This is a genomic window from Pseudomonas sp. LBUM1658 (assembly GCF_059716055.1).
Map to the genome: position 1 here is coordinate 1,083,536 of NZ_CP166798.1, position 23,379 is coordinate 1,106,914.

The window sequence follows — 23,379 nt, forward strand, 5'->3', positions numbered from 1 at the left end:
AAGCGCTTGCACAGTCGAGTGGCTGTTTCAAGAAGAACACGGGAAATTTGGAGTTCGTCATGAGTGCTTTTCACGACCTAACATTGAAAGCTCTGGATGGCCAGGACCTACCTCTCGCACCGTTGAAAGGGAAAGTCGTGCTGGTGGTCAACGTCGCCTCCAAGTGTGGCTTGACGCCGCAATACAAAGAGCTTGAAGCGCTTTATCAACGCTACAAGGATCAAGGTTTCAGTGTGCTGGGCTTGCCGTGCAATCAATTTGCCGGGCAGGAACCAGGCACCGAGGCAGAGATTCAAGAGTTTTGCAGCACCCACTACGAAGTGACCTTTCCCTTGAGCAGCAAGCTCGAGGTCAACGGTCATGATCGTCACTCCTTGTATCGCCTGCTGGCGGGCGAGGGTGCGGAGTTCCCGGGCGATATCACCTGGAATTTCGAGAAATTCCTGCTGGGCAAGGACGGACGTGTGCTGGCGCGTTTCTCGCCACGGACCACTCCCGATGATCCGGCAGTTATTCAGGCGATCGAAAAAGCGCTGAGCTGAAACGCAAACAGCAAAGATCAAAAGATCGCAGCCTTCGGCAGCTCCTACGCGGCTGTGGGCGCTGCGATCTTTTTGCTCTTCCTGCATCCCCGCCTTCTACCCTTTAATCACCAAAATCAATAGTGCTTCTCAAGCCTTGCCACTCTGCATATTATCGCCGTCATAAAATATCCGTCCCGTCGATACTGTTTTCGTGGAGCGCCCCATGCCCGTCAAAGCCCTGTTCAAACCGTTCCACCTCGGCAATCTCGAACTGCCGAGCCGCGTCGTCATGGCGCCAATGACCCGGTCGTTCTCTCCGGGCGGCGTGCCGAACTCGAAAGTCATCGAGTATTACCGTCGTCGCGCCGCCGCTGGCGTGGGCCTGATCATCACCGAAGGCACCACCGTCGGGCACAAGGCTTCCAATGGTTACCCCAACGTTCCGCATTTCTATGGTGAAGCCGCGCTGGCCGGCTGGAAGAAAGTCGTCGATGCAGTACACGCCGAAGGCGGCAAGATTGTTCCGCAGCTGTGGCACGTGGGTAGCGTTCGGCGCATCGGCACCGAGCCGGATGCCAGCGTGCCGGGCTATGGTCCTTCGGAAAAGCTCAAGGACGGTCAGGTCGTCGTGCATGGCATGACTCAACAAGACATCAAGGACGTCATCGACGCGTTCGCCCAGGCTGCCAAAGATGCTCAGAGTATTGGCATGGACGGCGTAGAGATTCACGGTGCCCACGGCTATCTGGTGGACCAGTTCTTCTGGGACGGCAGCAACCAGCGCACCGACGAATACGGCGGCAGCCTGGCCAATCGTTCACGTTTCGCCATCGAGCTGATCCAGGCAGTGCGTGCTGCGGTCGGCCCGGGCTTTCCGATCATTTTCCGTTTCTCCCAATGGAAGCAGCAGGACTACACGGCTCGTCTGGTGCAAACCCCGGAAGCCTTGGGTGAGTTCCTCCAACCGCTGTCCGACGCCGGTGTGGATATCTTCCACTGCTCGACGCGACGTTTCTGGGAGCCGGAGTTCGACGGTTCCGAACTGAACCTGGCCGGCTGGACCCGCACGCTGACCGGCAAGCCGACCATCACCGTGGGCAGCGTTGGCCTGGATGGCGAGTTCCTGCAGTTCATGGTCAACACCGACAAGGTCGCGCAACCGGCGAGCCTGGGGAAACTACTGGAGCGTCTGAACAATGATGAGTTCGATCTGGTTGCCGTCGGCCGCGCGTTGCTGGTCGACCCGGACTGGGCGCTGAAAGTGCGCGAAGGCCGCGAGCAGGACATCCTGCCGTTCAGCCGTGAGGCCTTGATGAGCCTGGTTTAAGCAGCGTCTGGGCAAATCCTGTGGCGAGGGGGCTTGCCCCCGCTGGGGTGCGAAGCAGCCCTGAAATCGGTAATCGCATTGTGTCAGGTGCAACGCATTTACCGCTTTACGACTGCTTCGCAGCCGAGCGGGGGCAAGCCCCCTCGCCACACACCTGCTCTTCCTGACAAACCCCACGCAATTGGCTTTCCAACTGTTCAATCACCGCCGCCCAGCCTTGCCGGCTGGCATGCTGACGGGCATTGAGGCGTACCCGCCGCAAGGTTTCGCGCTCCTCCAGCAACCAGCACGCCACATCGCAGAATGCATCCTCGTCGCCGGGCATGGACAGTACGCCGCTGTAACCATGGCGAATGTGTTGGCCCGCCGCCGCCTGATCGTACGCCACCACCGCCAGGCCAGAGGCCAGCGCCTCTAGCACTACGTTACCGAAAGTTTCGGTCAGGCTCGGGAACAGAAACAGATCCCCCGACGCATAGTGGCTGGCCAGTGCTTCGCCGCGTTGGGTTCCGCAAAAAATCCCTTCCGGCAATTCCTGCTCCAGCGCTGCGCGTTGCGGACCATCACCGACCACTACCAATTTCATCCGTCGCTGTGGATAAGTCGCCTGCAAGGCTTCGAAACTGCGCTTGAGCAATCCGAGGTTTTTCTCCGGAGCGAGGCGTCCTACGTGGATGACGGCAATATCGTCGCACTCCAGGCCCCAGGCTTGTCGCAGTGCATCCAGACGTTTGGCCGGGTGAAACAGCTGGCTGTCGACGCCACGGGAGAGCAGCGCCAGGCGTTCGAAGCTGCGGCGCTCCAGCTCCATGCGCTGGCTGGCGCTGGGCACCAGGGTCAATTGCGAACGGTTGTGGAACCAGCGCAAATAGTGCGTCAGCAGCCGGGTCAACGGGCCCAGGCCGTATTGGCGAGTGTACTGCTGGAAGTTGGTGTGGAAGCCACTGACCACCGAGATGCCCAGGCGTCGAGCAGCCCGCAGTGCCGCCAGGCCCAATGGACCTTCGGTGGCGATGTACAGCACATCAGGCCGCTGGCGTTTCCAGCGCCGCAGCAATTTGTGCATTGAGCAAATCCCCCATTGCAGGCCGGGATAGCCGGGCAGCGGCCAACCGCGACAGAGCAGCAGTTGCTCGTCGCTCGGCTGGCCCTGATCGCGGGCCTGACGGGGCCGGATCAGTTCGACCCGATGCCCGCGCGCGCGCAAGCCATCGCAAAAGCGCCCAAGGGTATTGGCCACGCCGTTGATTTCCGGAGGGAAGGTTTCGGTGATCAGAGAGATACGCAGAGCTGTCGTCATGACCCCAGTGTCGGCTGAGGCCATGTCGTCATTGTGTCAGCACGATGATGGATTTATGACGAGGTCAGCGCTGATTGACCACCAGGCTCTCAGCCCCACGTTCCCGCACCCAGAACAAGGTCGCGCCGGCCACCGCTGCCGGCATCATCAGGATGTTGACCACCGGGATCAGCAGCACCAGATAGACAATCCCGCCGAAGCTCAGGCTCTGCCAGCGTTTCTCCCGCAGCCAGGCGAGCATCTCGTTCCAGCCGAGTTTGTGGTTGTCCGCCGGGTAGTCGATGTACTGGATCGCCATCATCCACACCCCGAACAGCAGCCACAGTGGCGCGGCGATCAGGTTGAGCACGGGAATGAACGAGAGGATGAACAGCGCAATGGCTCGCGGCAGAAAGTAGCCGAGCTTGCGCATTTCCCGCGCCAGGGTGCGGGGGACCATGGCAATCAACTCACCCCAGCTGAAGGCCGGGAAGTCATCGGTGCCGCGCACCACCACTTCGACTTTCTCCGCGAGAAAACCGTTGAACGGCGCGGCGATGACGTTGGCCAGCATGGTGAAGGTGAAGAACACCATCAGCACCACCAATACCACGAACAGCGGCCACAGCAGATAGCTGAGGAAACTCAACCAATCGGGCAGCGAAGGCATCAGGGTATCGACCCACAGGCTGAACTGATGGCTGGCCAGATAGATCAATCCGACGAACAGCACCAGGTTGATCGCCAGCGGTAAGAGGACGAACAAACGCAGGCCGGGGCTCAAGACCAGCTTCAGGCCTTCGCGCAGGTATTGCGGGCCGGACAGAACGGGGGCGGGCATAACAGAGTCCTTGCAATGGGGAAACGCGCCGACCTTACCGGCTTTGCACGGCAGGCGAAAGCGCGGCAATGGTGTCGACATCAGCTGTAACAAAGGTGGCTTTGAATCAACTTCCTGGAGATAGAGACCGCCTATGAGCTGGATTGTTATTGCGTATTTCCTTAATCTTCGCCCCCTCGATACGCTGCACCCATATTTTTCAGGACTGTCGAGTTAAAGCCTTCCCCAAGTGCTTTCGCAGTCCCTTTTTTATTCCAGCCGGTTTCCGGCGTTCCGCGCCAGATCTCCCGGGCCGGTCAATAGGAGTGAGTCATGTCTGATGTACGTCATTCGCGAGTGATTATTCTCGGTTCCGGCCCTGCCGGTTACAGCGCTGCGGTCTATGCCGCGCGTGCCAACCTCAAGCCTTTGCTGATTACCGGCATGCAGGCCGGCGGCCAGCTGACCACCACCACCGAAGTCGACAACTGGCCGGGCGATGTCCATGGCCTGACCGGCCCGGCGCTGATGGACCGCATGAAAGAGCATGCCGAGCGCTTTGAAACCGAAATCGTGTTCGACCACATCAACGCTGTCGACTTCGCCGCCAAGCCTTACACCCTGACCGGTGACAGCGGCACTTACACCTGCGATGCGCTGATCATCGCCACGGGTGCCAGCGCCCGTTACCTGGGGCTGCCTTCGGAAGAAGCCTTCATGGGCAAAGGCGTTTCGGCCTGCGCTACCTGCGATGGTTTCTTCTACCGCAACCGTGAAGTGGCGGTAGTCGGCGGCGGCAACACTGCTGTTGAGGAAGCGCTGTACCTGGCCAACATCGCCAGCAAGGTCACGCTGATTCACCGTCGCGAAACCTTCCGCGCCGAGAAGATCCTGATCGACAAACTGCACGCGCGGGTTGCCGAGGGCAAGATCGTCCTCAAGTTGAATTCGACCCTCGACGAAGTGCTGGGCGACAAGATGGGCGTGACCGGTGCGCGCCTGAAGAACAACGATGGCAGCTTCGACGAGCTGAAAGTTGACGGCGTGTTCATCGCTATCGGCCACACCCCGAACACTTCGTTGTTCGAAGGTCAGCTGACCTTGAAAGACGGCTACCTGGTGGTGCAGGGCGGACGTGAAGGCAATGCCACCGCGACCAGCCTCGAAGGTATCTTTGCCGCCGGTGACGTGGCTGACCACGTTTACCGTCAGGCCATCACCTCGGCCGGTGCCGGTTGCATGGCTGCACTGGATGCAGAGCGTTATCTGGACGACCTGCAGAACGCCAGGCACTGAGTCTGATGAAATGAAAAAACCGGCGAAAGCCGGTTTTTTTATGCGCCGAGTTCAGTGGCGCGGTTGATCTCTGTAGGAGCGAGCTTGCTCGCGATGAGCCTGAGCTCGACGCATACATTCAGGAAGGACGCGTTATCGTTAGCGACCATCGCGAGCAAGCTCGCTCCTACAGGGGATCAGCGGCGCTGCAGTGGCGGTGCTTCGAATTTCACCGAGGCCAACCCATGGGCGATCAACGCACGGATATTGCCGTGGTCGCTGCCATCCGGGGTCGCTACCACCGAGCGATAATGCTCGCCGAACGCCAGCAAGGCTTCTTCGTCGCTCAAACCTTCCAGCAGCGCCAGGCCCAGGGTCTTGCACGAACCTTCGTTCTGCCCGGCAGCGTTTTCTACGCCGCCGTTGTTGAAGGCCTGAGGCTGGTAATCGTAGCCGGCGGCGATAAACGCCAGGGTCTCGGCAAAGGCGTGTGCGCCGCTTTTCAGGCTGGCGCGCAGGGTGTTCAGATCAGTCATGGGTTTTTCCTTTGGCGAACGCCGCTTGCTGTTCGGCACTGGCTTCTTGCTGGTATTTGGCTTTCCACTCGGCGTATGGCATGCCGTAAACCACTTCACGGGCGTCGTCCATGCTGACCTCGATCTGGCGATCATCGGCCTCGGCCTTGTACCACTTGGACAGGCAGTTGCGGCAGAAACCGGCGAGGTTCATCAGGTCGATGTTTTGCACATCCTTGCGGCTGTCCAGGTGCGCGACCAGGCGGCGGAAGGCGGCGGCTTCGAGTTCGAGGCGTTGTTGCTCGGTCATAGAGGTCTCTGCGAGACAGCTTCAAGCGACAAGCTTCAAGCTGCAAGATAAGGATTGTGGTGGCCTGTAGCTTACCGCTTGAAGCTTGAAGCTTGAAGCTTGAAGCTTGAAGCTTAGCGGCTCGCCGCGAGTGTGATCGACACCGACTCGGCAAAACGCAGGGCATGGGGCTTGTCGACTTCGACTTCGGCGTAAAGTACCGATTCGTTGCTCATCACCAGATCGAGCAGTTCCTGGGTCAAGCGTTCGAGCAAGGCAAAACGGTTGCCCTCGACGTGGGCAATGATCGCCTTGGTGATGGTGCGGTAGTTCAGCGCGTGGTCGATGTCGTTGTCGCGCACGGCATCCTGCGCGGCATAGAGGATGGTCAGGTTGATCAGCACATCCTGCTTGTTGAGGATTTCGTCCTCGTTGATCCCGATATAGGTACGCAAACACAGGTCTTTGACCCGGATACGTGCCATTCCTGGTTGAAGTTGTGGCATTGCTACTTGCTCCGTCCAATCAATTGCAGGAACTCCTGGCGAGTGTTGCTCGAATCGCGGAAGGCGCCCAGCATCACCGAGGTGTTCATGGTCGAATTCTGCTTCTCGACGCCGCGCATCATCATGCACATGTGTTTGGCCTCGATCACCACCGCGACGCCGGCGGCCTGGGTCACGTGCTGAACCGCCTCGGCGATTTCCCGGGTGAGGTTTTCCTGGATCTGCAGGCGGCGGGCGAACATATCGACAATCCGCGCGATCTTCGACAGCCCCAGCACCTTGCCGGTTGGAATATAAGCCACATGCGCCTTGCCGATGAAGGGCAGCATGTGATGTTCGCAGAGTGAGTAGAGTTCGATGTTGTCGACGATCACCATCTCGTCGTTATCGGAGTCGAACAGTGCGCCGTTGACGATCTCCTCGACGCTTTGCTCATAGCCATGACAGAGGTACTGCATGGCCTTGGCTGCGCGGGCGGGGGTGTCGAGCAAGCCCTCGCGATCCGGATTTTCACCCAGGCCGATCAGGATCTCGCGGTAATTCTGGGGTAGGGATAACGTCATACAACATCCTCGCGGGACGGCTTACTTGAGATGCCGTCCGCCATTGACTGTCAGGGTCGTTCCTGTGACATAAGGGTTGTCCAGCAGATAGCGCAGGCTCTGGTAAATCACTTCGCTGCCGGGTTCGATGCCCAGCGCGGACTTGGCCAGTGCCTTGGCGCGGTACGCCACGTCGTCCTCGGGGTTGAACAATAGTAGGGCCGGGGCGATGCCATTGACCTTGATCCGCGGGGCGTATTTCGCCGCAAAGGACAGGGTCAGGCTGTCGAGCCCGGCTTTACTGGCGCAGTAGGCAATGTGCCGGCTGCTGCCCTTGCGGGTCACATCGTCGCTGATATGCACGATGTCCGCCGGCTTCGAGCGTTCCAGCAAGTCAGCACAATGCAGGTTGATCAGATAGGGTGCAAGCATATGCACGCTGAACATCCGGGTGAATGCGGCGGTTTCGTTGTCGGGCGTTTCGGCCAGCCAGGCTGAGGCGTTATGCACAATCGCCCGCAGGCGATCGGTGTGGGTTTTCAGTTCGGCGATAAACGCCAGAATGCCAGCTTCGCTGGAGAAGTCGGCAAACAACGCAATGGCTCCACGTTCGCGCAAGGCTTGCACGCCAGGCCGCTCGCTGCGGTAGCTGATGATCACCGGATGACCTTCCTCCAGCAGCCGCAACGCGCAATGCAGGCCGACGCGCTGGCCGGCACCGGTGATCAGGATCGGGGCAGGAGAAAGATTCATTGACGGCTCGGCTCGCAGGTAAGGGAAAACTATACCAGCGACCATGGGGGTACAGCCATGGAGCCTTTGTGGGAGCGGGCTTGGGACTTGTCCGCAAAACAAGCGCCGCAGTGTGTCAGGCAGGACCAGTTATCGTTCTTCGCCGGCAAGCCCACAAGTTGCACCGGGCGATGATCGTGCAGGCGCAGTGTTCAACCAGCCTGCCAGCAGGCGCGTGGACAGTGGGATAAAGAAATAAACCATCAATGGTGTCAGGGCCAGGGTACTGAGGAGCACTCGGCTCAACAGGTCCAGCTCACCCATTAACGGACCCAGCAAAAAGTTGAACAGCAACGAGACCGGAAAGAACGCCAGCCAGATTGCTACTGCCTGTTTCCAGCGGGGTGGACGTTGACCGACGGCGCCAAACCAGCCATCGATGCCGCTGACCCGATGCTCCGAAGGATGCGCGAACAGGTCGCTGCCTCGCACCAGCCAGGCACTGCGCGAGGCGGAGTATTCCCAAGCATGCAAGGTCTGTTCATTGGCAAAGCGGAAGATGATCTGGAATTCGTCATCACCAGGGGGCGGGGCAAGCACGCCAGAACCGAGGTAGCCGGGGAAGTCGGTGGCCAGTTGTTCGCCTTCGCCAAGCCAGGCGATCAGATCCTGATAACGACCATTGGCGACACGACGCGCGACCATCAAAGTGACGGGTGAGGCAGACATTGTGTATCTCCGTATAGCAAGCGTGCGCTCCCGGATAGGGCGCGCACGGCACGCAGACCGGGGGTGGGTGGTCTGCGTTCAAGTACAAGCAAGGATTATTCCTGATTTCTTCGAATACACCAGCGATGTTGTCCGACTATCAATTTCTTGGATGAACGGCGCTGATCACGCGTAGAATAGGATCCAATTTGGCCGATACTCAGTATTCAGATGACCTACATTACTGAAATTGCCCCGGATTCATTGACCTCCCGCAATCTTGAGCAGGAGCAACTGTTCCCGATCCGGGAGGTGGCACGGCTGACCGGCGTCAACCCGGTCACCCTGCGAGCCTGGGAGCGACGTCACGGTTTGATTGTCCCTACCCGCACTGACAGTGGGCATCGGTTGTACTCAATGACCGATATCGAGAAAGTGCGCAGTATCCTCAGCTGGATCGAGCGCGGCGTTGCGGTCAGCAAAGTCGCTAAGATCCTGGCTAAAACCAGCGCAGTACAGCCGCTGTCCGATGACAATCCCGGTGAAGGCGCCCAAAGCGAATACGAGCAATGGCAGATGCAACTCAAGATTGCTGTCAGCGCATTCGATGACCTGCAGCTGGAGCGGCTGTATGGGCGGATTTTTTCCACTTACGCACAGACTGTCGTGTATCAGGACATCCTGATGCCTTTGTGGAAACAGTTGGTACAACAACAGGATGAATTTGGTCAGACCAGCGAGTGGTTGTTCCTGGATGGCTTTTTACGTGCTCGGGTGGTGCAACGTTTACTCTTGCTACGCGGCTCGCAACCGAAGCGGGTGCTGCTGACAGCCAAGGTAAAACAGTGTCGCGAGCTTGAATTGTTGGTAGCTGCCTTATTCATGGGCAGCACTGAGGTTGGAGTCAGGGTGCTGACGGTGGGGCAGCCGTACGATGAGTTGAGCCTGGTCTGCGAAAAGATGAAGCCCCAAGGTTTGGTGCTGTTTTCCAACCATGCACCTGCCGCCGAGTTGCCCAGGCGCTTGGGTCGTCTGGCCATGGCCCTGAATTGCCCGGTCATGCTGGCGGGTGATGTGGCGGATCTGGCGCAGGAGAGTCTGGCGGGGTCGTCGATTGGGTGTCTAGGCAGCGATGGCCAGTTGATGCAGCAGCGCCTTCAGCAGTTCCTGATGGGCACATTGGATACCTGAGAAGGAATAGTCCTCAGGCGTGTAGTGCGGGGTGGGTCAGTCGATGCTGCTGGAGGATGTACTGGCGCAGGCGCTCGGTTTCGTCCTTGTCACCCTGGTTCAAGCGATAGGCGTAATAGCCCTGCTCGGTTTCGCGTTCGAAGGTGCCACGCAGGGCGATACGTTCATAACCTGAAGGGCTGAACCATTGGGCGAAGTGCTTCGGTGGTTTGGTGCGGTTGCGAATCTCCAGCAACATCCCTTTGAACGACACTTCGTGGACCCACAATGTGCCCGGAACGCCCTTGGCATTTTCCAGAGCGACCGGCTCTTCCAGTATCAAGCGCCATGGCCGGACCAATGGCCCGTCTTCATAAATGCTGGGTACGCCGAGGCGTAAATGCAGCGCGTGAAACTCGTCTTCCACCAAGTGCAGCGGAAAGGTTATTTGCTGGTTTTCGAAGGTCGCCTGGATGGTGACCTGCTCTTGAGCAGCCAGGCGCGTGAGCAAATCGCGAATCTGTGAGCCACCGTTGACCAGCAGGCTCGAGTTCGCATCCCGCACGTTAAGTTGCGGGTTGTGCTGCATCGTCTGGATAAAATCCAGCTCATCCTGGGTCAGGAGCGTGTTGCGGTGCATGGCAGGCTCGAAAAAAAGAGTTACAAAGTCATTGGTGATTGTAGTTAATGACAATTAATTCGCGGATTTGTTTGGACCGTTCGTCGCCTTTAGGGCTTCGAGTTCGGCTTTAACCTCGGCCAATTGCGCTTCCAGCTGTTCTACGCGCTGCTGAGCCTTGACCTGCAGGGTGACATCTTTCTGCACGCCAACGAAATAAGTCTGATTGTCGCCGTCATTGAACACTGTCGATAGTGACAGCTCGTTCCAGAAATGCGTACCGTCTTTACGGTAGTTGCGCAAAACTTCGCGGCAAGCTGTACCCGAACTCAGCGCCTTGCGAATCAACTCGAGTGCCGGTTGGTCGCGATCGCCGGATTGAAGAAAGCGGCAGTCCTGATACAGGATTTCTTCGTTGCTGTAGCCCGTCAGACGTTCGAACGCCGGGTTTACATAAATCAGGATCTTGTCCTCGCCTTCCTTTTCGGCGATCACAATTCCGTCGTTGGAGGCGTTGATCACCATCTGCATCAATTGAGCATTAATCATCGATAGAGTCCGTCCTGAGTCGATTGGGGCGGAGCATTCTAAGACATCATTGCCTGCTGTCCACTTGCCATTAGCGTGAATCGAGCGCCACCTGCAGGTTTTCTTGCGTGTGCTGTTAATATCCTGTTCTTTTACTCAGTTTCAGGATCAGATTGATGAAAGTCGCCATCCTTTCCGGCTCGGTGTACGGCACGGCTGAAGAAGTCGCCCGACATGCCGCAAAAATTTTAAATGATGCGGGATTCGAGGCCTGGCACAACCCGCGGGCGAGCCTGGCCGATGTCCTGGCCTTTGGCCCCGAGGCCTTTCTGGCGGTGACCTCGACCACCGGCATGGGTGAGTTACCGGACAATCTACAACCGTTGTATTCGATGATTCGCGATCAATTACCAGCAGCCTGGCGCGGGCTGCCTGGCGCGGTAATAGGTTTGGGCGATTCCAGCTACGGCGATACCTTTTGCGGTGGCGGCGAACAGATGCGTGAACTGTTCTTCGCCGACCTGGGCCTGCGTGAAGTCCAGGAAATGTTGCGACTGGACGCCAGCGAAAGCGTCACCCCGGAAACCGATGCCGAGCCTTGGCTGGCGCAATTGATCAAGGCGCTTCGCGACTGACCGGATACTCGCGCAACAAGGCCAGCCAGGCCTGCGCGGCTTTTGACAAATACGCACCCTGACGCCAGATGAAGGCGATGTCCCAGCGCAGAGACTCGGGCGCCTTCAATGTCAGGCGTACGACGCCTGGCCTGACCAAACCGCGGGCAACCACCCTGGGCAGCAACACCACGCCTTGGCCTGCGGCCACCAGCGCCGCGAGAAAGTCCGCCTGACCGCTGCGGCCGCCTTCCTTCGGGGTGAAGCCCATTTGCTGGCACGCCTGGAGCAAGCGGTCGTTGAGGACAAAACTGCGTTGGTAGAGCAGGAAGGGCGTGTCTGCCAGCTCTTCGAGGCCAATCTCTGTCTTCATGGCCAACGGATGATCAGCCGGCAGCAAGGCATCCAGCGGCTCGTCGCAAAATGGCTGAAAGGCAAACTGCGGTTCCTTGGGTAGCAGACTGCCGCCCAGCTCCAGCTCCCCACTCAATACCGCCTGTTCGATATTCAGGCTGCCGCCTTCAAGCAACTGTACAGTGATATTCGGGTAACGCCGTCGGTACTCGGCAAACAGGCTGGCGAACAGCGCGTCGCTGCCCAGCAACGGCAATCCCAGTCGCAACTCTCCGCGGGCCAATTGGCTCAGGTCATCCAGCTCGCTGAGCAACTCGTTACGCAGACGCAGCATGCCCTCGGCACGCTGCAGGACTACCTTGCCGGCGGCAGTGAGGTGAATCTGCGAACCCAGGCGTTCCAGCAATTGCGTGCCGAGGCTGTGTTCCAGCTGCGCGACTTGCTTGCTGACGGCCGACTGACTGATATGCAAGGTCTTCGCCGCCTGAGTGAATCCACCCTGGTGAATCACTTCGACGAAGCTGCGCAGTTGTTTGAATTCCATATCCGTGATTCCAGTCTGGAATGACAGCCAGTCTAACAATTCGCTTCGGGGATGGCGGGTGCTTCTCTAAAATGAGCACCTGCGAGGACCAAAGACCATGAAAGGCTCCACTTTGAAATACCTGGGTCGACTCCTGTGCGAACTGGCGGTGCTGCTGGCTATTTACCTGCTGGGCTGTCAACTGGCGCTCTGGTTGCCCTGGCCGATTCCCGGCGGGGTCATCGGCCTGGCGCTGTTGCTGCTGTCTTTTGCCTTTGGCTGGGTCAAACCGGCAGCCTTGCAATTGGGCGCCGGGCTGCTGATGGCAGAAATGCTCTTGTTCTTTATTCCGGCACTGATGAGCCTGCTCGATTACGGCGCGCTGCTGCGCCAGGACGGCTGGCGAATCATGCTGGTGATTGGCATCAGCACCTTGATGGTGATGCTAGTCACTGCATTTACCGTGGAACTGGTGTGTCGTTTGCGGATGCGTCATGAAGCTTGAGCTGATGCCAATGTTCTGGCTGGCCTTTACGCTTTTGGCCTATCTGTTCAGCCGCTGGCTCTATAGACGCAGCGGCCGTTACCTGCTGTCGCCGCTGATTCTGGTGCCCGCACTGCTCCTGGCGCTTGCCGTGCCGCTGCACACCGCCTATGCCGAGTACTCCAGTAATACTCACTGGCTGATGCTGGTATTGGGGCCGGTAACGGTCGCTTTCGCGGTACCCATCTGGCAGCAACGGCGGTTGCTGACTCGCCACTGGTTGGCGTTATTGCTCGGCATGCTGGCCGGCAGCATGGCGTCGATTGGCAGCTCATTTGGCCTGGCCAAAGCCCTGGCGCTGGACAGCTCGGTGACGATGTCGCTGGTGCCGCGCTCGATCACCACACCCTTCGCCATGCCGTTGGCCCATGACCTCGGTGGCGTGCCGGAATTGGCTGCCATATTCGTGATGTTCACCGGGGTCTTCGGCGCCCTGCTTGGCGGCGTTTTACTGAAGTGGCTGCCGCTGCGCAGTGCCTTGGCTCGCGGTGCGTTGTTTGGCGTCGGCGCCCATGGTGCGGGAGTCAGTCGGGCACACGAAGTGGGGGGCGAAGAAGGTTCGGTGGCGGGATTGGTGATGGTCTTGACCGGGCTGTTGAATCTGTTTGCGGCGCCTTTATTGGCGTCTATGCTTTGATACTAAGTTGAACTTATTGATACCTGACTCAGGTCTGACTCGCTCGGCCAGTAAGCTGGCTGCCAATGCAACTACCCCAAACCGAGAGGCTGGCTAGACTGGTCGGAGATTAACAAAACAATAAAAATCAAAACTTGCCGAGGTCCTTGCCGTGAGCGTAGTCCCCGTCCAATCGACACAGAATGTGAAAGACCAGGTCAGTGCCGCCGAGTGGCAGACCCGGGTAGATTTGGCCGCCTGCTATCGGCTGGTGGCCATGCACGGTTGGGACGATCTGGTGTTCACGCACATTTCAGCCAAGGTTCCAGGCACTGAAGATTTTCTGATCAATCCTTTCGGTTTGATGTTTCACGAAATCACCGCGTCCAGCCTGGTGAAGGTCGATCAGGCCGGCAACAAGCTGATGGACAGCCCCTACGAGATCAATCCCGCGGGTTACACCATCCATAGCGCCGTACACGAAGTACGTCACGATGTGGTGTGTGTCCTGCATACCCACACCGCCGCGGGTGTCGCGGTTTCGGCGCAGAAGCAGGGCGTATTGCCGATCAGCCAGCAATCGCTATTCGTGCTTTCCAGCCTGGCCTATCACGCCTATGAAGGCGTTGCGCTGAACCATGAAGAAAAGGCCTGGCTGCAAGCCGATCTGGGCGAAAACAATTTCCTGATGCTGCACAACCACGGCCTGCTGACCTGTGGCGGCACCATCGCCGATACCTTCCTGATGATGTTCACCTTCCAGCGTGCCTGCGATATCCAGGTGTTGGCACAGAGCGGCGCGGCCGAGCTGATCGTCATCGAACCGCAGATTCTGGCAGGGGCCAAGGCGATGATCGCCGGGGTCACCAAAAGCGCTCAAGGCATGGGTGGCACGCTGGCTTGGCCGGCGTTGCTGCGCAAACTGGATAAACAAGACCCGGGGTATAAACTTTGACGCCGCTCGCCGAGATTCCTCTGTGCGCCTGGCGCAAACGCGGGCAGAGCTTTCTGTTTCGCGGCCAGACCATTCGCTACTGGACGGCGGGGCAGGGTGAACCGCTGCTGCTGATTCATGGCTTCCCGACCGCCAGTTGGGATTGGCATTACCTCTGGCAGCCGCTGGCCCAGCGCTACCGGGTGATCGCCTGCGATATGCTCGGTTTCGGCGACTCGGCCAAACCGCTGGATCACGAATACAGCCTGCTGGAGCAGGCGGATTTGCAGCAGGCGCTGTTGAAGCATTTGTCTATCGAGCAGCCAGTGCATGTGCTGGCCCATGATTATGGCGATAGCGTGGCCCAGGAACTGCTCGCCCGGCATTACGAAGCCGGCATCGATATCGCCAGCTGCGTATTCCTCAACGGTGGACTGTTTCCGGAAACCCATCGCCCGGTGCTGATGCAAAAACTTTTGCTCAGCCCATTGGGCTGGATGATCGGCCGCGCGTTCAGTCGTGAAGGGCTGGTCAGGAGTTTCAGCCAGATCTTCGGCCCGCAGACCCGGCCCAGCGAAAGTGCAGTGGATGACTTCTGGAGCCTGATCGAAAATAACCACGGGCCGCGAATCCTGCACAAACTGATCGGCTATATCCCGGAGCGTCGCGTGCAGCGCGAGCGCTGGGTCAGTGCCATGCAGCGCGGCGAGGTGCCGCTGCGGGTCATCGATGGCGAAGTCGATCCGATTTCCGGCGCGCACATGGTCGAGCGTTATCGGCAATTGATCCCCAATCCGGACACCGTATTGCTGGCGGACATCGGTCATTATCCACAGTCCGAAGCCCCGGGGCAGGTGCTCAAACACTACCTGGATTTTCGTGAGCTGCTGGTCTCTCTGCCGCGAAAAAGGGCCTGTTTCTGAAGTGGTTGTGGCGAGGGGGCTTGTCGGAACGCCGCATCGCCCCGTTCGGCTGCGCAGCAGCCGCAAAACCTGTGAATGCGGTGTGCCTGTCAAAATGTGATTGCAGGTTTTAGGGCCGCTGCGCGCCCCAGCGGGGGCAAGCCCCCTCGCCACAGGATCATCCCCCTGCCTTATCGCGCACCATTCAGCTCGCGTCGTGTTTATTGTGACCAGCCAGCCTGTGGCTGACACTCAACGTATTGTCCATTGGCCCTGCTGGAGTTCTGTATGAATGAGTCTGTGCGCTTCGAAGATAAAGTCGTCATCGTCACCGGTGCAGGCGGCGGTCTGGGACGGGCCCACGCGCTGCTGTTCGCCAGGCACGGCGCCAAAGTGCTGGTCAATGATCTCGGCGGCTCGGCGCAGGGCGAAGGTGCCAACGCTTCAGCGGCAGATCGTGTGGTGGCAGAGATTCGTGAAGCCGGCGGCACCGCCCAGGCTAACCACGACTCGGTGACCGACGGCGACAAGATCGTCCAGCACGCTCTGGACACCTTCGGCCGCGTTGATGTGGTGGTCAACAACGCCGGAATCCTGCGGGACAAAACCTTCCACAAAATGGACGACAGCGACTGGGACCTGGTTTACCGCGTACATGTCGAAGGCGCCTACAAAGTCACCCGCGCCGCCTGGCCGCATATGCGCGAGCAAAACTATGGCCGGGTCATCTTCACCGCTTCGACCTCAGGCATCTATGGCAACTTCGGCCAGTCCAACTATGGCATGGCCAAACTAGGCCTCTACGGCCTGACCCGCACCCTGGCCATCGAAGGCCGCAAGAACAACATCCTGGTCAATGCCATCGCCCCCACTGGCGGTACGCGCATGACCGAAGGCCTGATCCCGCCGCAAGTCTTCGAACAGCTCAAGCCAGAACTGGTCAGCCCGCTGGTGGTATACCTGGCCAGCGAGAACTGCCAGGAAACTTCCGGACTGTTTGAAGTGGGCGGCGGCTGGATGGGCAAAGTCCGCTGGGAACGCAGCCTCGGCGCCGGGTTCGATCCTCGCGCCGGTTTCTCGCCTGAAGACGTAGCAGCCCAATGGCAACAGATCTGCGACTTCGAAGGCGCGGCGCATCCGCAGGACAATATCGAGGCCTTGAAGGAGATGATGGCGCATCTGCAGAAGTATTCGGTCTGACTCCAGGCTTTTAGTCGATACCGCTGAAGGCTGCTCAGGGCCCCGCAGGACCTGTGGCAGCCTTGGCATTTCTCATGCCGGGAAATATTTGTGAACCAGCGCCGCAAGGTTCGCCGCGGTTTCAGCATCCAGAACGCCGTCATACTTTGCCGGACGAAAGTGTAACTGGAAGGCACGAACCAACTGCTGAAAGCCCGCCGCAGTGGTGGCGCCCGAAATGTCATAGCCATACTTCTTGAACTTGGCGAGCAGATCCCCGCGAGAGGGCAGGCCTTTGAGGCCGTAGTCCTTGAGAAAGCTGTTCTGGCTGTCTTCGTCAAACCAGGCGCCGATACCTTTTAAATACAGCTGATGCCAAGGAAACATCGGCCCCGGATCACTCTTCCTGCCGGGAGCAATATCCGAATGGCCCACGACGTTGACCGGGCTGATATCCGGGTAGCGTTTCAGAATATTCAACGCCAACTGCTCAACCGCCGCTATCTGTTGTGGCTGATAAGGCGGGAAGGTGAACTGGCCATTGTTATCCGTGGCCAGGTTGACGATCTCAATCCCTATGGACGTGTCGTTCAGATTACTTCGATCGCCCCACGCACTGACGCCCGCATGCCAGGCGCGATCAGTCTCATCCACCAGACTGAAAATCTGCTGATCACTAAAACCCGCCTGCAAGTAACTCGGATCGGTGATATCGGGCACCAGATAATGGGCGCTGACGCTGGGGCCGGTCAGTGCGTTTTTCGAAGCAGAGAAATTCGCGGCGGTGTAATGCATGACCAGGAAACGAATTCGGTTGTTGAAACCTTTAATGGAACGGTAGCTGTTGTAGTTGATGGGTTTCATGAAAAAGACTCGTGGAGATGTTGATAGATGGCATGTCAGGTTGTTTGATATGCATGGATGTGTGCCTTTTTTAAGCTTAGTAGGCACTTGAACAAGAGATGGAGGTTTGTTCTGTAGCCGATTTCTTTAATAGTTGTAGGTTTTGAAACGATATTCTCTGGGCGTTTACTGCCAGGACCGCTGATCTGCAGCCTTCTGTAGAACGACGGATAGGCGAGGCTGATCGCGAAAGTAGAGACGGCATCTAAAGTTGGCTCAATTTTAAGTCAAGTATTCTGACTTGTCGCAATTTTGAAACCGGGCTTTCCGTTCGCTGCTCTCCACACCTTGATTTTTTCGAGAATAATTTCTGGAGTTGATTCTCGCTCTGACGGAGCGTAGTAAATCAAATCAGAGCCGTCGGGGTGCTCCGTCAATCGCTCAAAATCGAGTACGGCTCGTATTTGTTCATCTTCAGTTGGGTATTCCGAACTACAGATTTTTTTGACAAGCAGCAGAAACTCATATTCGGTATATTCGGAAAGCTTTTTGATTGCCATGTTACTTTCTTTTTTTTGTCGTTTTGGGTGACACCTAAATTGCCATTTCTCTACTCCGCTATCAGTGTGACGCAGATAGAGGAGTATCGGATATTATTGCGATCTGTCAAAATTATGCCGGCTTAAAGCCCGGTTTGCCGTTGGCTGCGCGCCACTTATTAATGACCGTTATAATACCTTCGGGGCTATGTTCAGTTCCTTCCTCAGGGTAAAACAATAAGTCAGTTCCAGATGGATGCTCTGCTAGCCTGGTCACATGGCGTATCAACTTGTTGTGTTCTTCTTCAGGTACGTCTACAGCCCATATTTTTCTCAAAAGATCGAGAAAATCTGTTTCTGTGTAATCTTCCAGGCTTTCTTTGATCTCCATATTATTCTCTCCCTTTGCTTGAGTGGACTTCAATATGTTGTTTTGGTGTCATAATGCGTAGGTTTTCAAAGTGCAATATCGTTTAGGGCGCACACTACCAAGCCGCCGATTTGTAGCGGCTTGGTAGGTTCAAAAAAGTCAGACGTATCTTTTTTCTGTCACGAATTTAGGTTCTTTCCAGTTTGGGCCTTTGATGCAATGGGGCCTTCGCCTCTTGCCAATACACCCTCGTCGAAAAGCCTTGCGTAAGTTTTCAGTAGTTCGCCATTTGCTATGACTTCAAATCGATAGCGACGGAACATTCTGTCGAGCGATGGGTAGGCGAACCCGATTCCGAAAGCTGACACAACATCTGCAATCGGCTCATTTCTTACAATTTGCTCGATAGTGTTCATTCGAATACTCCTTTTGACGGAAATGATGGGGAATTTGCAGAGCAACTTCGTTGTAAGGAACAAAGGAGTCGAGCGCGAGTGATTGCTTGCGCTCGACTTTACTGTCTATTTTTCTGCTTTGAAGTCGGGTTTTCCGTTGGCTGCTCGCCATTGTTTTAAGATTTTTATTACGCCGATTGGGCTGTCTTCAACTCCTTTCTCAGGGTGGCATAATATATCTGAAGCATAGGGGTGCTCAGAAGTGCTGACTATGGTTTCAAAAATATTGTCGTGTTCGCTTTCTGATGAGTATTTTCCGTCAAATAAACAGTTTATAAGAATCAGATATTCGGATTCAGTGTATTCTTCGAATCTGGTTTTAAGCTTCATGTCATAATTTACATTTTGAAGGGGTTTTAGTGTGAGAGGGTATTGTAAGTAAATAGCGAATGCCAAACTCCGCTGCCAGTGCGAGGCCGGCGGTGGATCTAGGTGTTATTTGACGTATAAAAGTTATTCGGTTTTAAAACCCGGTTTGCCGTTAACGGCTCGCCACTCCTTGACGACTCTTAGCACACCTTTGGGGTCGTCCTTCACACCGTTTTCTGGATAAAAAATAACGCCATTTTTCCGCGGGTGTTCTGTTACTTTATCAAAATGTGCAGCCAGTTTGCTGATATGATTACCAAGCTCATCACCTTCGAGATTGTGCTTGTTCTAAAAAAGCTCTTCTAAAAGCTCTAAGAACTCAGCTTCGGTATACTCCTCGAGTTTATTTTTCAGTTTGATTTCAAATGTCCCCGGTTTTAGGATATGTTTCATTGTTTTTAGATCCTGGCGATTTTTTTCACTGATTGTTGTATGTGGGTTTGACTGGTTGAGACCAGAGTTTTTGTTAGCGATGCGTCATGTTTTTTTTGTACGATGTTATTGCATTCATCCGAATTGTGTTGGTTTAAATCCCGGCTTGCCATTAGCGGTTCGCCATTTCTTAATGACATTAATGACGCCCGTGGGGCTGTCCTCAATACCTTTTTCCGGATAATATAAAATGTCTGAGCCGTTTGGATGTTCAGATGTGCTCACAATGTTGTCAACAATTGCATCGAGCTCTTCCTCTGATGAATAGCTTCCTTTAAATAAGCAATCTAGAAGATTCAGGTACTCGGATTCAGTGTATTCTTCGAGTTTATTTTTCAGGTTCATTATTGTCGGTTTTGAGGCGATGTTTTCTAGAGGGATTATTGCCAAGCCGTTGGCCTTCAGCAACTGGGTAAATTCTAAAATTCAGACATATTTTTTTTCTGTCACGAACCTAGGTTCTTTCCAGTTTGGACCTTTGGTAGCCAGTCCTTTTTCACTGTTGATCAGAACGCCTTCTTCGAAAAGTCGTGCATAGACTTGTTGAAGTTCTCCGTGCTGGATGGCTCCGTAATTGTATCGTCTGATCATCATGTCTAAGTGTGGCGGTGCTTTAGCTAGTGCAAAGAAGGACACGATATCCTCTAGTGACTCATTTGTAACTATCTGCTTAATAATGTTCATTGGTAGGCTCAAAAAGTCAGATGTATCTTTTTTCTGTTTGAATTTAGGTTTTTTCCAGTTTGGGCCTTTGATGGCGACGGGACCCTCTCCTCTTGCCAATACAGCCTCTTCGAAAAGCCTTGCGTAGGTTTTCAGTAGCTCTCCATTTGCAATGACCTCATATCGATAGCGCCCAAACATTCTATCAAGCGATGGCAGTGAGGAATTAAGCACAAAAACAGAGACGATATCTTCAACCGTTTCATTCTTGACTATCTGCTCGATGATGCTCATTTGTTGGTGTCTTTTAGAAAATTTCTATAAAATACTTTTCTTGTCTGTCTGCGGCCTTTATTGCTTTTTTGTTATACATCAATGATTGATCGTCCTCTGCCCAACTCCGCTACCAGTATGAAGCCGATAGCGGAGTGTTGGTTTTTTTGTGTTTTGTCAAATGTGTCAGGTTTTAAATCCCGGTTTGCCATTCGCACTTCGCCAATCCTTGATGGCTTTAAGCACGCCGTCTGGGCTGTCTTCAACACCTTCTTCTGGATAATATAAGACCCCTGAACGGTTTGGGTGCTCTGAAGTGGTTACGATGTTTTCAACAATTGCATCGTGTTCTTCCTCTGATGAGTACTTTCCTTCAAATAAACAATTTATAAGATTTAGGTACTCGGATTCTGTGTACTCTTCCAATTTGTTTTTAAGGTTCATATTACATCCCTCCTTTTTTGGAATGGGCTTCGATGTGCTGCTTTGGAGTCAGCACACGAAGATTATCTACATCGTAGACCGGGCCGCCTTCCTTGAGAGGCTTAACGTGGTGAATCTCAAATTTCCCCCGTTTACCCACTTGCTCCGAAGGGAGGGCACTCGGCGATAGGCCATTTTTCATATCAAGTTTGTTGAGTCGGGTAAACTGTCCAACTAAAAATGGGTCATTTGCCACGGCCTTCCAGAAAGTCTCTCGAAAGGCTCTAAACGTCTTGAACTCTTTGCCCCGCAACTGATCCGCAATCTGCGAAGGAATGGGAGCGCCTTCCCCTTGAGTCGAAGCGCCTAACCAGAGGCCTGAAACCGGTTGCCCGTTCCCGCTCGCAACTCCGGGTTCTTCACGACGGTCCTTGTACATGACATAGACCGGAGTCATCCCCGAGTCTAGCGGGAAAATAATCACGTAATCATCGAAGGTTCCTTCTTCGACGCCGGGGAAGGTATCGATCCGACCTTCGACAGGGGTGACCGTAGCGCCGGCGTAAACCGGGATGTCGGGCTGCGCTGTGGGTAATGCAGTCGAACTGTTACCCGGTGTCACCGATGGCGTCCAGGTCAGGATTCTCGGCGGTGAGTTCGAAGTGGTGACGGTGTACAGATTTGTTTGCGCGTCGAAGGTGGCGAATCTGACCTTCACTTTCGATGGAATCCTTGCGCCATCGGTTGCGGTGATAAAAACTTCAGATCCTTCTCCCGCAGCCTTTGAACTGATACGCACTGGCAGGTCAACTTCTCCCCCAGCGGCGGCAATGGCTTGCAAATCCTGACCATGGTCCGGTGCAAGTTCCGATAGAGGAACGCTCATGGCATAGCGCGAATCACTCTTGCCTGAACCTGCCCGGATTAGCACCAAGGCGATCACGGCCACGGCTGCCCCTGCCACCACTGCAGGCGCTGCAGCTGTACCGACCACTGCGGCCACGGCGCCGCGCAAAGCAGCCTGGAGTGCAATTGAGGTCTCCAGGCTTGTGGCAACTGAACCGGCTGCGACTGCGAAGACCGGCCCGGAAGCTGCGGCCGCACCAGCTGCGGGGAAGGTATTGGCAGCCTTGATGGCTTCCTGACGAACCTGTTCCTCTGCCGCAATACGTGCGTTTTCAGCCGCGATGCGTTGGGCTTCGGCTTCTGCCACAACACGGGCATTTTCAGCAGCAACGCGTTGGGCTTCGGCTTCTGCCGCAACACGGGCATTTTCAGCAGCAACGCGTTGGGCTTCGGCTTCGGCCGCGACACGTGCATTTTCGGCATCAATGCGTTGGGCTTCGGCTTCGGCCGCGACACGGGCATTTTCGGCAGCAATGCGTTGGGCTTCGGCTTCGGCCGCGACACGGGCATTTTCGGCAGCAATGCGTTGGGCTTCGGCTTCGGCCGCAACACGGGCATTTTCGGCATCAATGCGTTGGGCTTCGGCTTCGGCCGCGACACGGGCATCTTCGGCAGCAATGCGTCGGGCTTCGGCTTCGGCCGCGATGCGTTGGGCTTCGGCTTCTGCTGCAATACGTGCGTTTTCAGCCGTGATGCGTTGTGCTTCGGCTTCGGCCCGTGCCTGCTCCTCGGCTTGTGCCGCGACAAGGGAATTTTGCACGTGAACAGACTGATTGTTTAAAAGTTGCACAGTCTCAGCTAAAAGCTGGGCTGAATAAGCTGCCTTGTAGGACTGAGTCCATGATTGGGTGGACTTGCTCGTGGGGGTGACTACTCGTTCTATTTTTGCAGCGCTGTTTAAAAAGTCGTTCCATTGTTTATTGAACGGATCACTTCCATAAAAATTATTGGCGATCTGAGTTTGTTGCTGGAATTCTGCGGTTTTTCGATTGATCAGCGTATTTCTGAACCCGAGCTCGCGTTGTATTGTCGCTGCCGGTGGCAACACCGGGTTTGGTACTTCGGCTCTTACAGCAGCAAGGTCAGCCTCAATGGACTGCGGGAGTTCACGGGACTTTGCTTCGTACTCACTTTGCAGAGCCTTGGCAGTGCTCTGCATATGGGAGAATGTCTGGCCTTTCAGGGCTGTGATGTTGGGGTCCACGCCGGCCATGTTTGGGGATGCACGGGGACCTATCTGGTTGGGATTGAAACCACCACCCAATTTGTCTTTGCCGGGCTTGGGCTGTGCACCAACGTATATCGCTTCAAGGTCGAGTTTCCCTTTGACGTATTCTGGCGGTCCATTACGGTCAGTCATGACCATACTCCATTGTTGGTTTTACGATTATTTTTATGGCTTATGCACGGTATTCGAATGTAATTGGCGTCTTTGATAATGCAGTCGAACGCTCTTGGGTGTTTGTCTGTTGTTGGTGTTGAGTTTCAAAAAGTAAGTGGCTGAACAGGTGGTTTATATTAAGGGAATGCAGCGAGGTTTGGGTCCGAGATTCGTGTAGGTTATTTCGTGTTTGCGAGTGTATGGGTGCTTGAGAATTTGCGATGT

30 protein-coding genes and 1 pseudogene are annotated in these 23,379 nt (G+C 55.8%); 10 read left to right on the forward strand and 21 right to left on the reverse strand.

The annotated features are described in order from the left end of the window. The first annotated feature begins 59 nt into the window (after positions 1-59). Together ACA064_RS04945 and ACA064_RS04950 are read left to right on the forward strand one after the other, a co-directional pair. Positions 60-542, forward strand: a complete 483-nt coding sequence (locus ACA064_RS04945; protein WP_497672371.1) for a glutathione peroxidase — start codon at positions 60-62, stop codon at positions 540-542. 205 nt (positions 543-747) lie between these two features. Beyond that, positions 748-1,851 (forward strand): NADH:flavin oxidoreductase, encoded by a 1,104-nt coding sequence (locus tag ACA064_RS04950; RefSeq protein WP_497672372.1) that lies wholly within the window; start codon positions 748-750, stop codon positions 1,849-1,851. A 106-nt stretch (positions 1,852-1,957) separates the two neighbouring features. On the opposite strand, the gene ACA064_RS04955 is transcribed toward ACA064_RS04950, so the two are convergent. Beyond that, positions 1,958-3,175 carry a glycosyltransferase family 4 protein gene (locus ACA064_RS04955; protein ID WP_497672373.1) on the reverse strand — a complete coding sequence of 406 codons (1,218 nt, stop codon included), beginning with the start codon at positions 3,173-3,175 and terminating at the stop codon, positions 1,958-1,960. A gap of 40 nt (positions 3,176-3,215) precedes the next feature. Further along, entirely contained in the window at positions 3,216-3,971 is a 756-nt protein-coding gene (gene cysZ, locus ACA064_RS04960; protein ID WP_497672374.1) for a sulfate transporter CysZ, read from the reverse strand. A gap of 312 nt (positions 3,972-4,283) precedes the next feature. Between cysZ and trxB the strand changes: the two genes are divergently transcribed. Then, positions 4,284-5,246, forward strand: a complete 963-nt coding sequence (gene trxB / locus ACA064_RS04965; protein ID WP_497672375.1) for a thioredoxin-disulfide reductase — start codon at positions 4,284-4,286, stop codon at positions 5,244-5,246. A 176-nt stretch (positions 5,247-5,422) separates the two neighbouring features. Here the strand turns inward: trxB and ACA064_RS04970 are convergent, their stop codons facing one another. The 6 genes from ACA064_RS04970 to ACA064_RS04995 all read right to left on the reverse strand — a co-directional run bounded on the left by ACA064_RS04970 (position 5,423) and on the right by ACA064_RS04995 (position 8,538). Continuing rightward, positions 5,423-5,761: a HopJ type III effector protein gene (locus ACA064_RS04970; RefSeq protein ID WP_497672376.1), complete on the reverse strand. Its 339-nt coding sequence runs from the start codon at positions 5,759-5,761 to the stop codon at positions 5,423-5,425. Then, positions 5,754-6,050: a DUF1244 domain-containing protein gene (locus tag ACA064_RS04975; protein WP_497672377.1), complete on the reverse strand. Its 297-nt coding sequence runs from the start codon at positions 6,048-6,050 to the stop codon at positions 5,754-5,756. The genes ACA064_RS04970 and ACA064_RS04975 overlap by 8 nt, the downstream gene beginning before the upstream one ends. 113 nt (positions 6,051-6,163) lie before the next feature. After that, positions 6,164-6,535, reverse strand: coding sequence for a dihydroneopterin triphosphate 2'-epimerase (gene folX / locus ACA064_RS04980; protein ID WP_026140129.1), 372 nt, complete (start codon positions 6,533-6,535; stop codon positions 6,164-6,166). Positions 6,536-6,537: 2 nt separating this feature from the next. Continuing rightward, positions 6,538-7,098: a GTP cyclohydrolase I FolE gene (folE, locus tag ACA064_RS04985; RefSeq protein ID WP_497672378.1), complete on the reverse strand. Its 561-nt coding sequence runs from the start codon at positions 7,096-7,098 to the stop codon at positions 6,538-6,540. Positions 7,099-7,119: 21 nt separating this feature from the next. After that, positions 7,120-7,830, reverse strand: a complete 711-nt coding sequence (gene folM, locus ACA064_RS04990; protein ID WP_497672379.1) for a dihydromonapterin reductase — start codon at positions 7,828-7,830, stop codon at positions 7,120-7,122. A 129-nt stretch (positions 7,831-7,959) separates the two neighbouring features. Next, the gene (locus ACA064_RS04995; protein WP_497672380.1) at positions 7,960-8,538 is read right to left on the reverse strand and encodes an antibiotic biosynthesis monooxygenase; all 579 of its coding nucleotides are present in this window, start codon (positions 8,536-8,538) and stop codon (positions 7,960-7,962) included. Between the two features lie 210 nt (positions 8,539-8,748). Here ACA064_RS04995 and ACA064_RS05000 point away from each other — a divergent pair, with 210 nt between their 5' ends. After that, positions 8,749-9,708 carry a MerR family transcriptional regulator gene (locus ACA064_RS05000; protein ID WP_497672381.1) on the forward strand — a complete coding sequence of 320 codons (960 nt, stop codon included), beginning with the start codon at positions 8,749-8,751 and terminating at the stop codon, positions 9,706-9,708. 13 nt (positions 9,709-9,721) lie between these two features. Here the strand turns inward: ACA064_RS05000 and ACA064_RS05005 are convergent, their stop codons facing one another. Both ACA064_RS05005 and ACA064_RS05010 read right to left on the reverse strand, forming a co-directional pair. Beyond that, complete coding sequence (locus tag ACA064_RS05005) at positions 9,722-10,327, reverse strand: hypothetical protein (protein WP_497672382.1); 606 nt, start codon at positions 10,325-10,327, stop codon at positions 9,722-9,724. Between the two features lie 54 nt (positions 10,328-10,381). Further along, positions 10,382-10,855, reverse strand: a complete 474-nt coding sequence (locus tag ACA064_RS05010) for a PAS domain-containing protein (protein WP_497672383.1) — start codon at positions 10,853-10,855, stop codon at positions 10,382-10,384. A gap of 155 nt (positions 10,856-11,010) precedes the next feature. Between ACA064_RS05010 and ACA064_RS05015 the strand changes: the two genes are divergently transcribed. Continuing rightward, positions 11,011-11,469, forward strand: a complete 459-nt coding sequence (locus ACA064_RS05015) for a flavodoxin (RefSeq protein WP_497672384.1) — start codon at positions 11,011-11,013, stop codon at positions 11,467-11,469. On the opposite strand, the gene ACA064_RS05020 is transcribed toward ACA064_RS05015, so the two are convergent. Next, the gene (locus ACA064_RS05020) at positions 11,450-12,346 is read right to left on the reverse strand and encodes a LysR family transcriptional regulator (protein ID WP_497672385.1); all 897 of its coding nucleotides are present in this window, start codon (positions 12,344-12,346) and stop codon (positions 11,450-11,452) included. The genes ACA064_RS05015 and ACA064_RS05020 overlap by 20 nt on opposite strands. 97 nt (positions 12,347-12,443) lie before the next feature. On the opposite strand from ACA064_RS05020, the gene ACA064_RS05025 reads away from it, so the two are divergent. The 5 genes from ACA064_RS05025 to ACA064_RS05045 all read left to right on the forward strand — a co-directional run bounded on the left by ACA064_RS05025 (position 12,444) and on the right by ACA064_RS05045 (position 16,521). Continuing rightward, positions 12,444-12,830, forward strand: a complete 387-nt coding sequence (locus ACA064_RS05025) for a CidA/LrgA family protein (RefSeq protein WP_497672386.1) — start codon at positions 12,444-12,446, stop codon at positions 12,828-12,830. Further along, positions 12,820-13,506 (forward strand): LrgB family protein, encoded by a 687-nt coding sequence (locus ACA064_RS05030; RefSeq protein ID WP_497672387.1) that lies wholly within the window; start codon positions 12,820-12,822, stop codon positions 13,504-13,506. Before ACA064_RS05025 ends, ACA064_RS05030 begins: the two co-directional genes overlap by 11 nt. A gap of 151 nt (positions 13,507-13,657) precedes the next feature. Further along, on the forward strand, positions 13,658-14,440 hold the full coding sequence (locus tag ACA064_RS05035) for a class II aldolase/adducin family protein (protein WP_497672388.1): 783 nt from the start codon (positions 13,658-13,660) through the stop codon (positions 14,438-14,440). Beyond that, the gene (locus ACA064_RS05040) at positions 14,437-15,342 is read left to right on the forward strand and encodes an alpha/beta fold hydrolase (RefSeq protein ID WP_497672389.1); all 906 of its coding nucleotides are present in this window, start codon (positions 14,437-14,439) and stop codon (positions 15,340-15,342) included. Before ACA064_RS05035 ends, ACA064_RS05040 begins: the two co-directional genes overlap by 4 nt. A gap of 267 nt (positions 15,343-15,609) precedes the next feature. Next, complete coding sequence (locus ACA064_RS05045) at positions 15,610-16,521, forward strand: SDR family oxidoreductase (protein WP_497672390.1); 912 nt, start codon at positions 15,610-15,612, stop codon at positions 16,519-16,521. A gap of 72 nt (positions 16,522-16,593) precedes the next feature. Here ACA064_RS05045 and ACA064_RS05050 read toward each other — a convergent pair whose 3' ends face one another. From ACA064_RS05050 to ACA064_RS05095, 10 genes and pseudogenes are all read right to left on the reverse strand, one after another. Next, entirely contained in the window at positions 16,594-17,364 is a 771-nt protein-coding gene (locus tag ACA064_RS05050; RefSeq protein ID WP_497672391.1) for an N-acetylmuramoyl-L-alanine amidase, read from the reverse strand. Positions 17,365-17,630: 266 nt separating this feature from the next. Further along, positions 17,631-17,903, reverse strand: a complete 273-nt coding sequence (locus ACA064_RS05055) for a bacteriocin immunity protein (protein WP_497672392.1) — start codon at positions 17,901-17,903, stop codon at positions 17,631-17,633. Between the two features lie 112 nt (positions 17,904-18,015). Next, positions 18,016-18,273 carry a bacteriocin immunity protein gene (locus tag ACA064_RS05060; RefSeq protein ID WP_497672393.1) on the reverse strand — a complete coding sequence of 86 codons (258 nt, stop codon included), beginning with the start codon at positions 18,271-18,273 and terminating at the stop codon, positions 18,016-18,018. A 158-nt stretch (positions 18,274-18,431) separates the two neighbouring features. After that, on the reverse strand, positions 18,432-18,668 hold the full coding sequence (locus tag ACA064_RS05065) for an immunity protein (protein ID WP_497672394.1): 237 nt from the start codon (positions 18,666-18,668) through the stop codon (positions 18,432-18,434). A gap of 105 nt (positions 18,669-18,773) precedes the next feature. Further along, on the reverse strand, positions 18,774-19,037 hold the full coding sequence (locus ACA064_RS05070; RefSeq protein WP_497672395.1) for a bacteriocin immunity protein: 264 nt from the start codon (positions 19,035-19,037) through the stop codon (positions 18,774-18,776). Positions 19,038-19,160: 123 nt separating this feature from the next. Further along, a pseudogene (locus tag ACA064_RS05075) lies at positions 19,161-19,436 on the reverse strand (bacteriocin immunity protein). 147 nt (positions 19,437-19,583) lie between these two features. Then, on the reverse strand, positions 19,584-19,916 hold the full coding sequence (locus ACA064_RS05080) for a bacteriocin immunity protein (RefSeq protein ID WP_497672396.1): 333 nt from the start codon (positions 19,914-19,916) through the stop codon (positions 19,584-19,586). Between the two features lie 18 nt (positions 19,917-19,934). Then, positions 19,935-20,465: a hypothetical protein gene (locus tag ACA064_RS05085; protein WP_497672397.1), complete on the reverse strand. Its 531-nt coding sequence runs from the start codon at positions 20,463-20,465 to the stop codon at positions 19,935-19,937. A gap of 165 nt (positions 20,466-20,630) precedes the next feature. Further along, positions 20,631-20,888, reverse strand: coding sequence for a bacteriocin immunity protein (locus ACA064_RS05090; protein WP_497672398.1), 258 nt, complete (start codon positions 20,886-20,888; stop codon positions 20,631-20,633). Position 20,889: 1 nt separating this feature from the next. After that, entirely contained in the window at positions 20,890-23,133 is a 2,244-nt protein-coding gene (locus tag ACA064_RS05095) for a pyocin-S2/colicin E7-DNase domain-containing protein (RefSeq protein ID WP_497672399.1), read from the reverse strand. Positions 23,134-23,379: the final 246 nt, after the last annotated feature.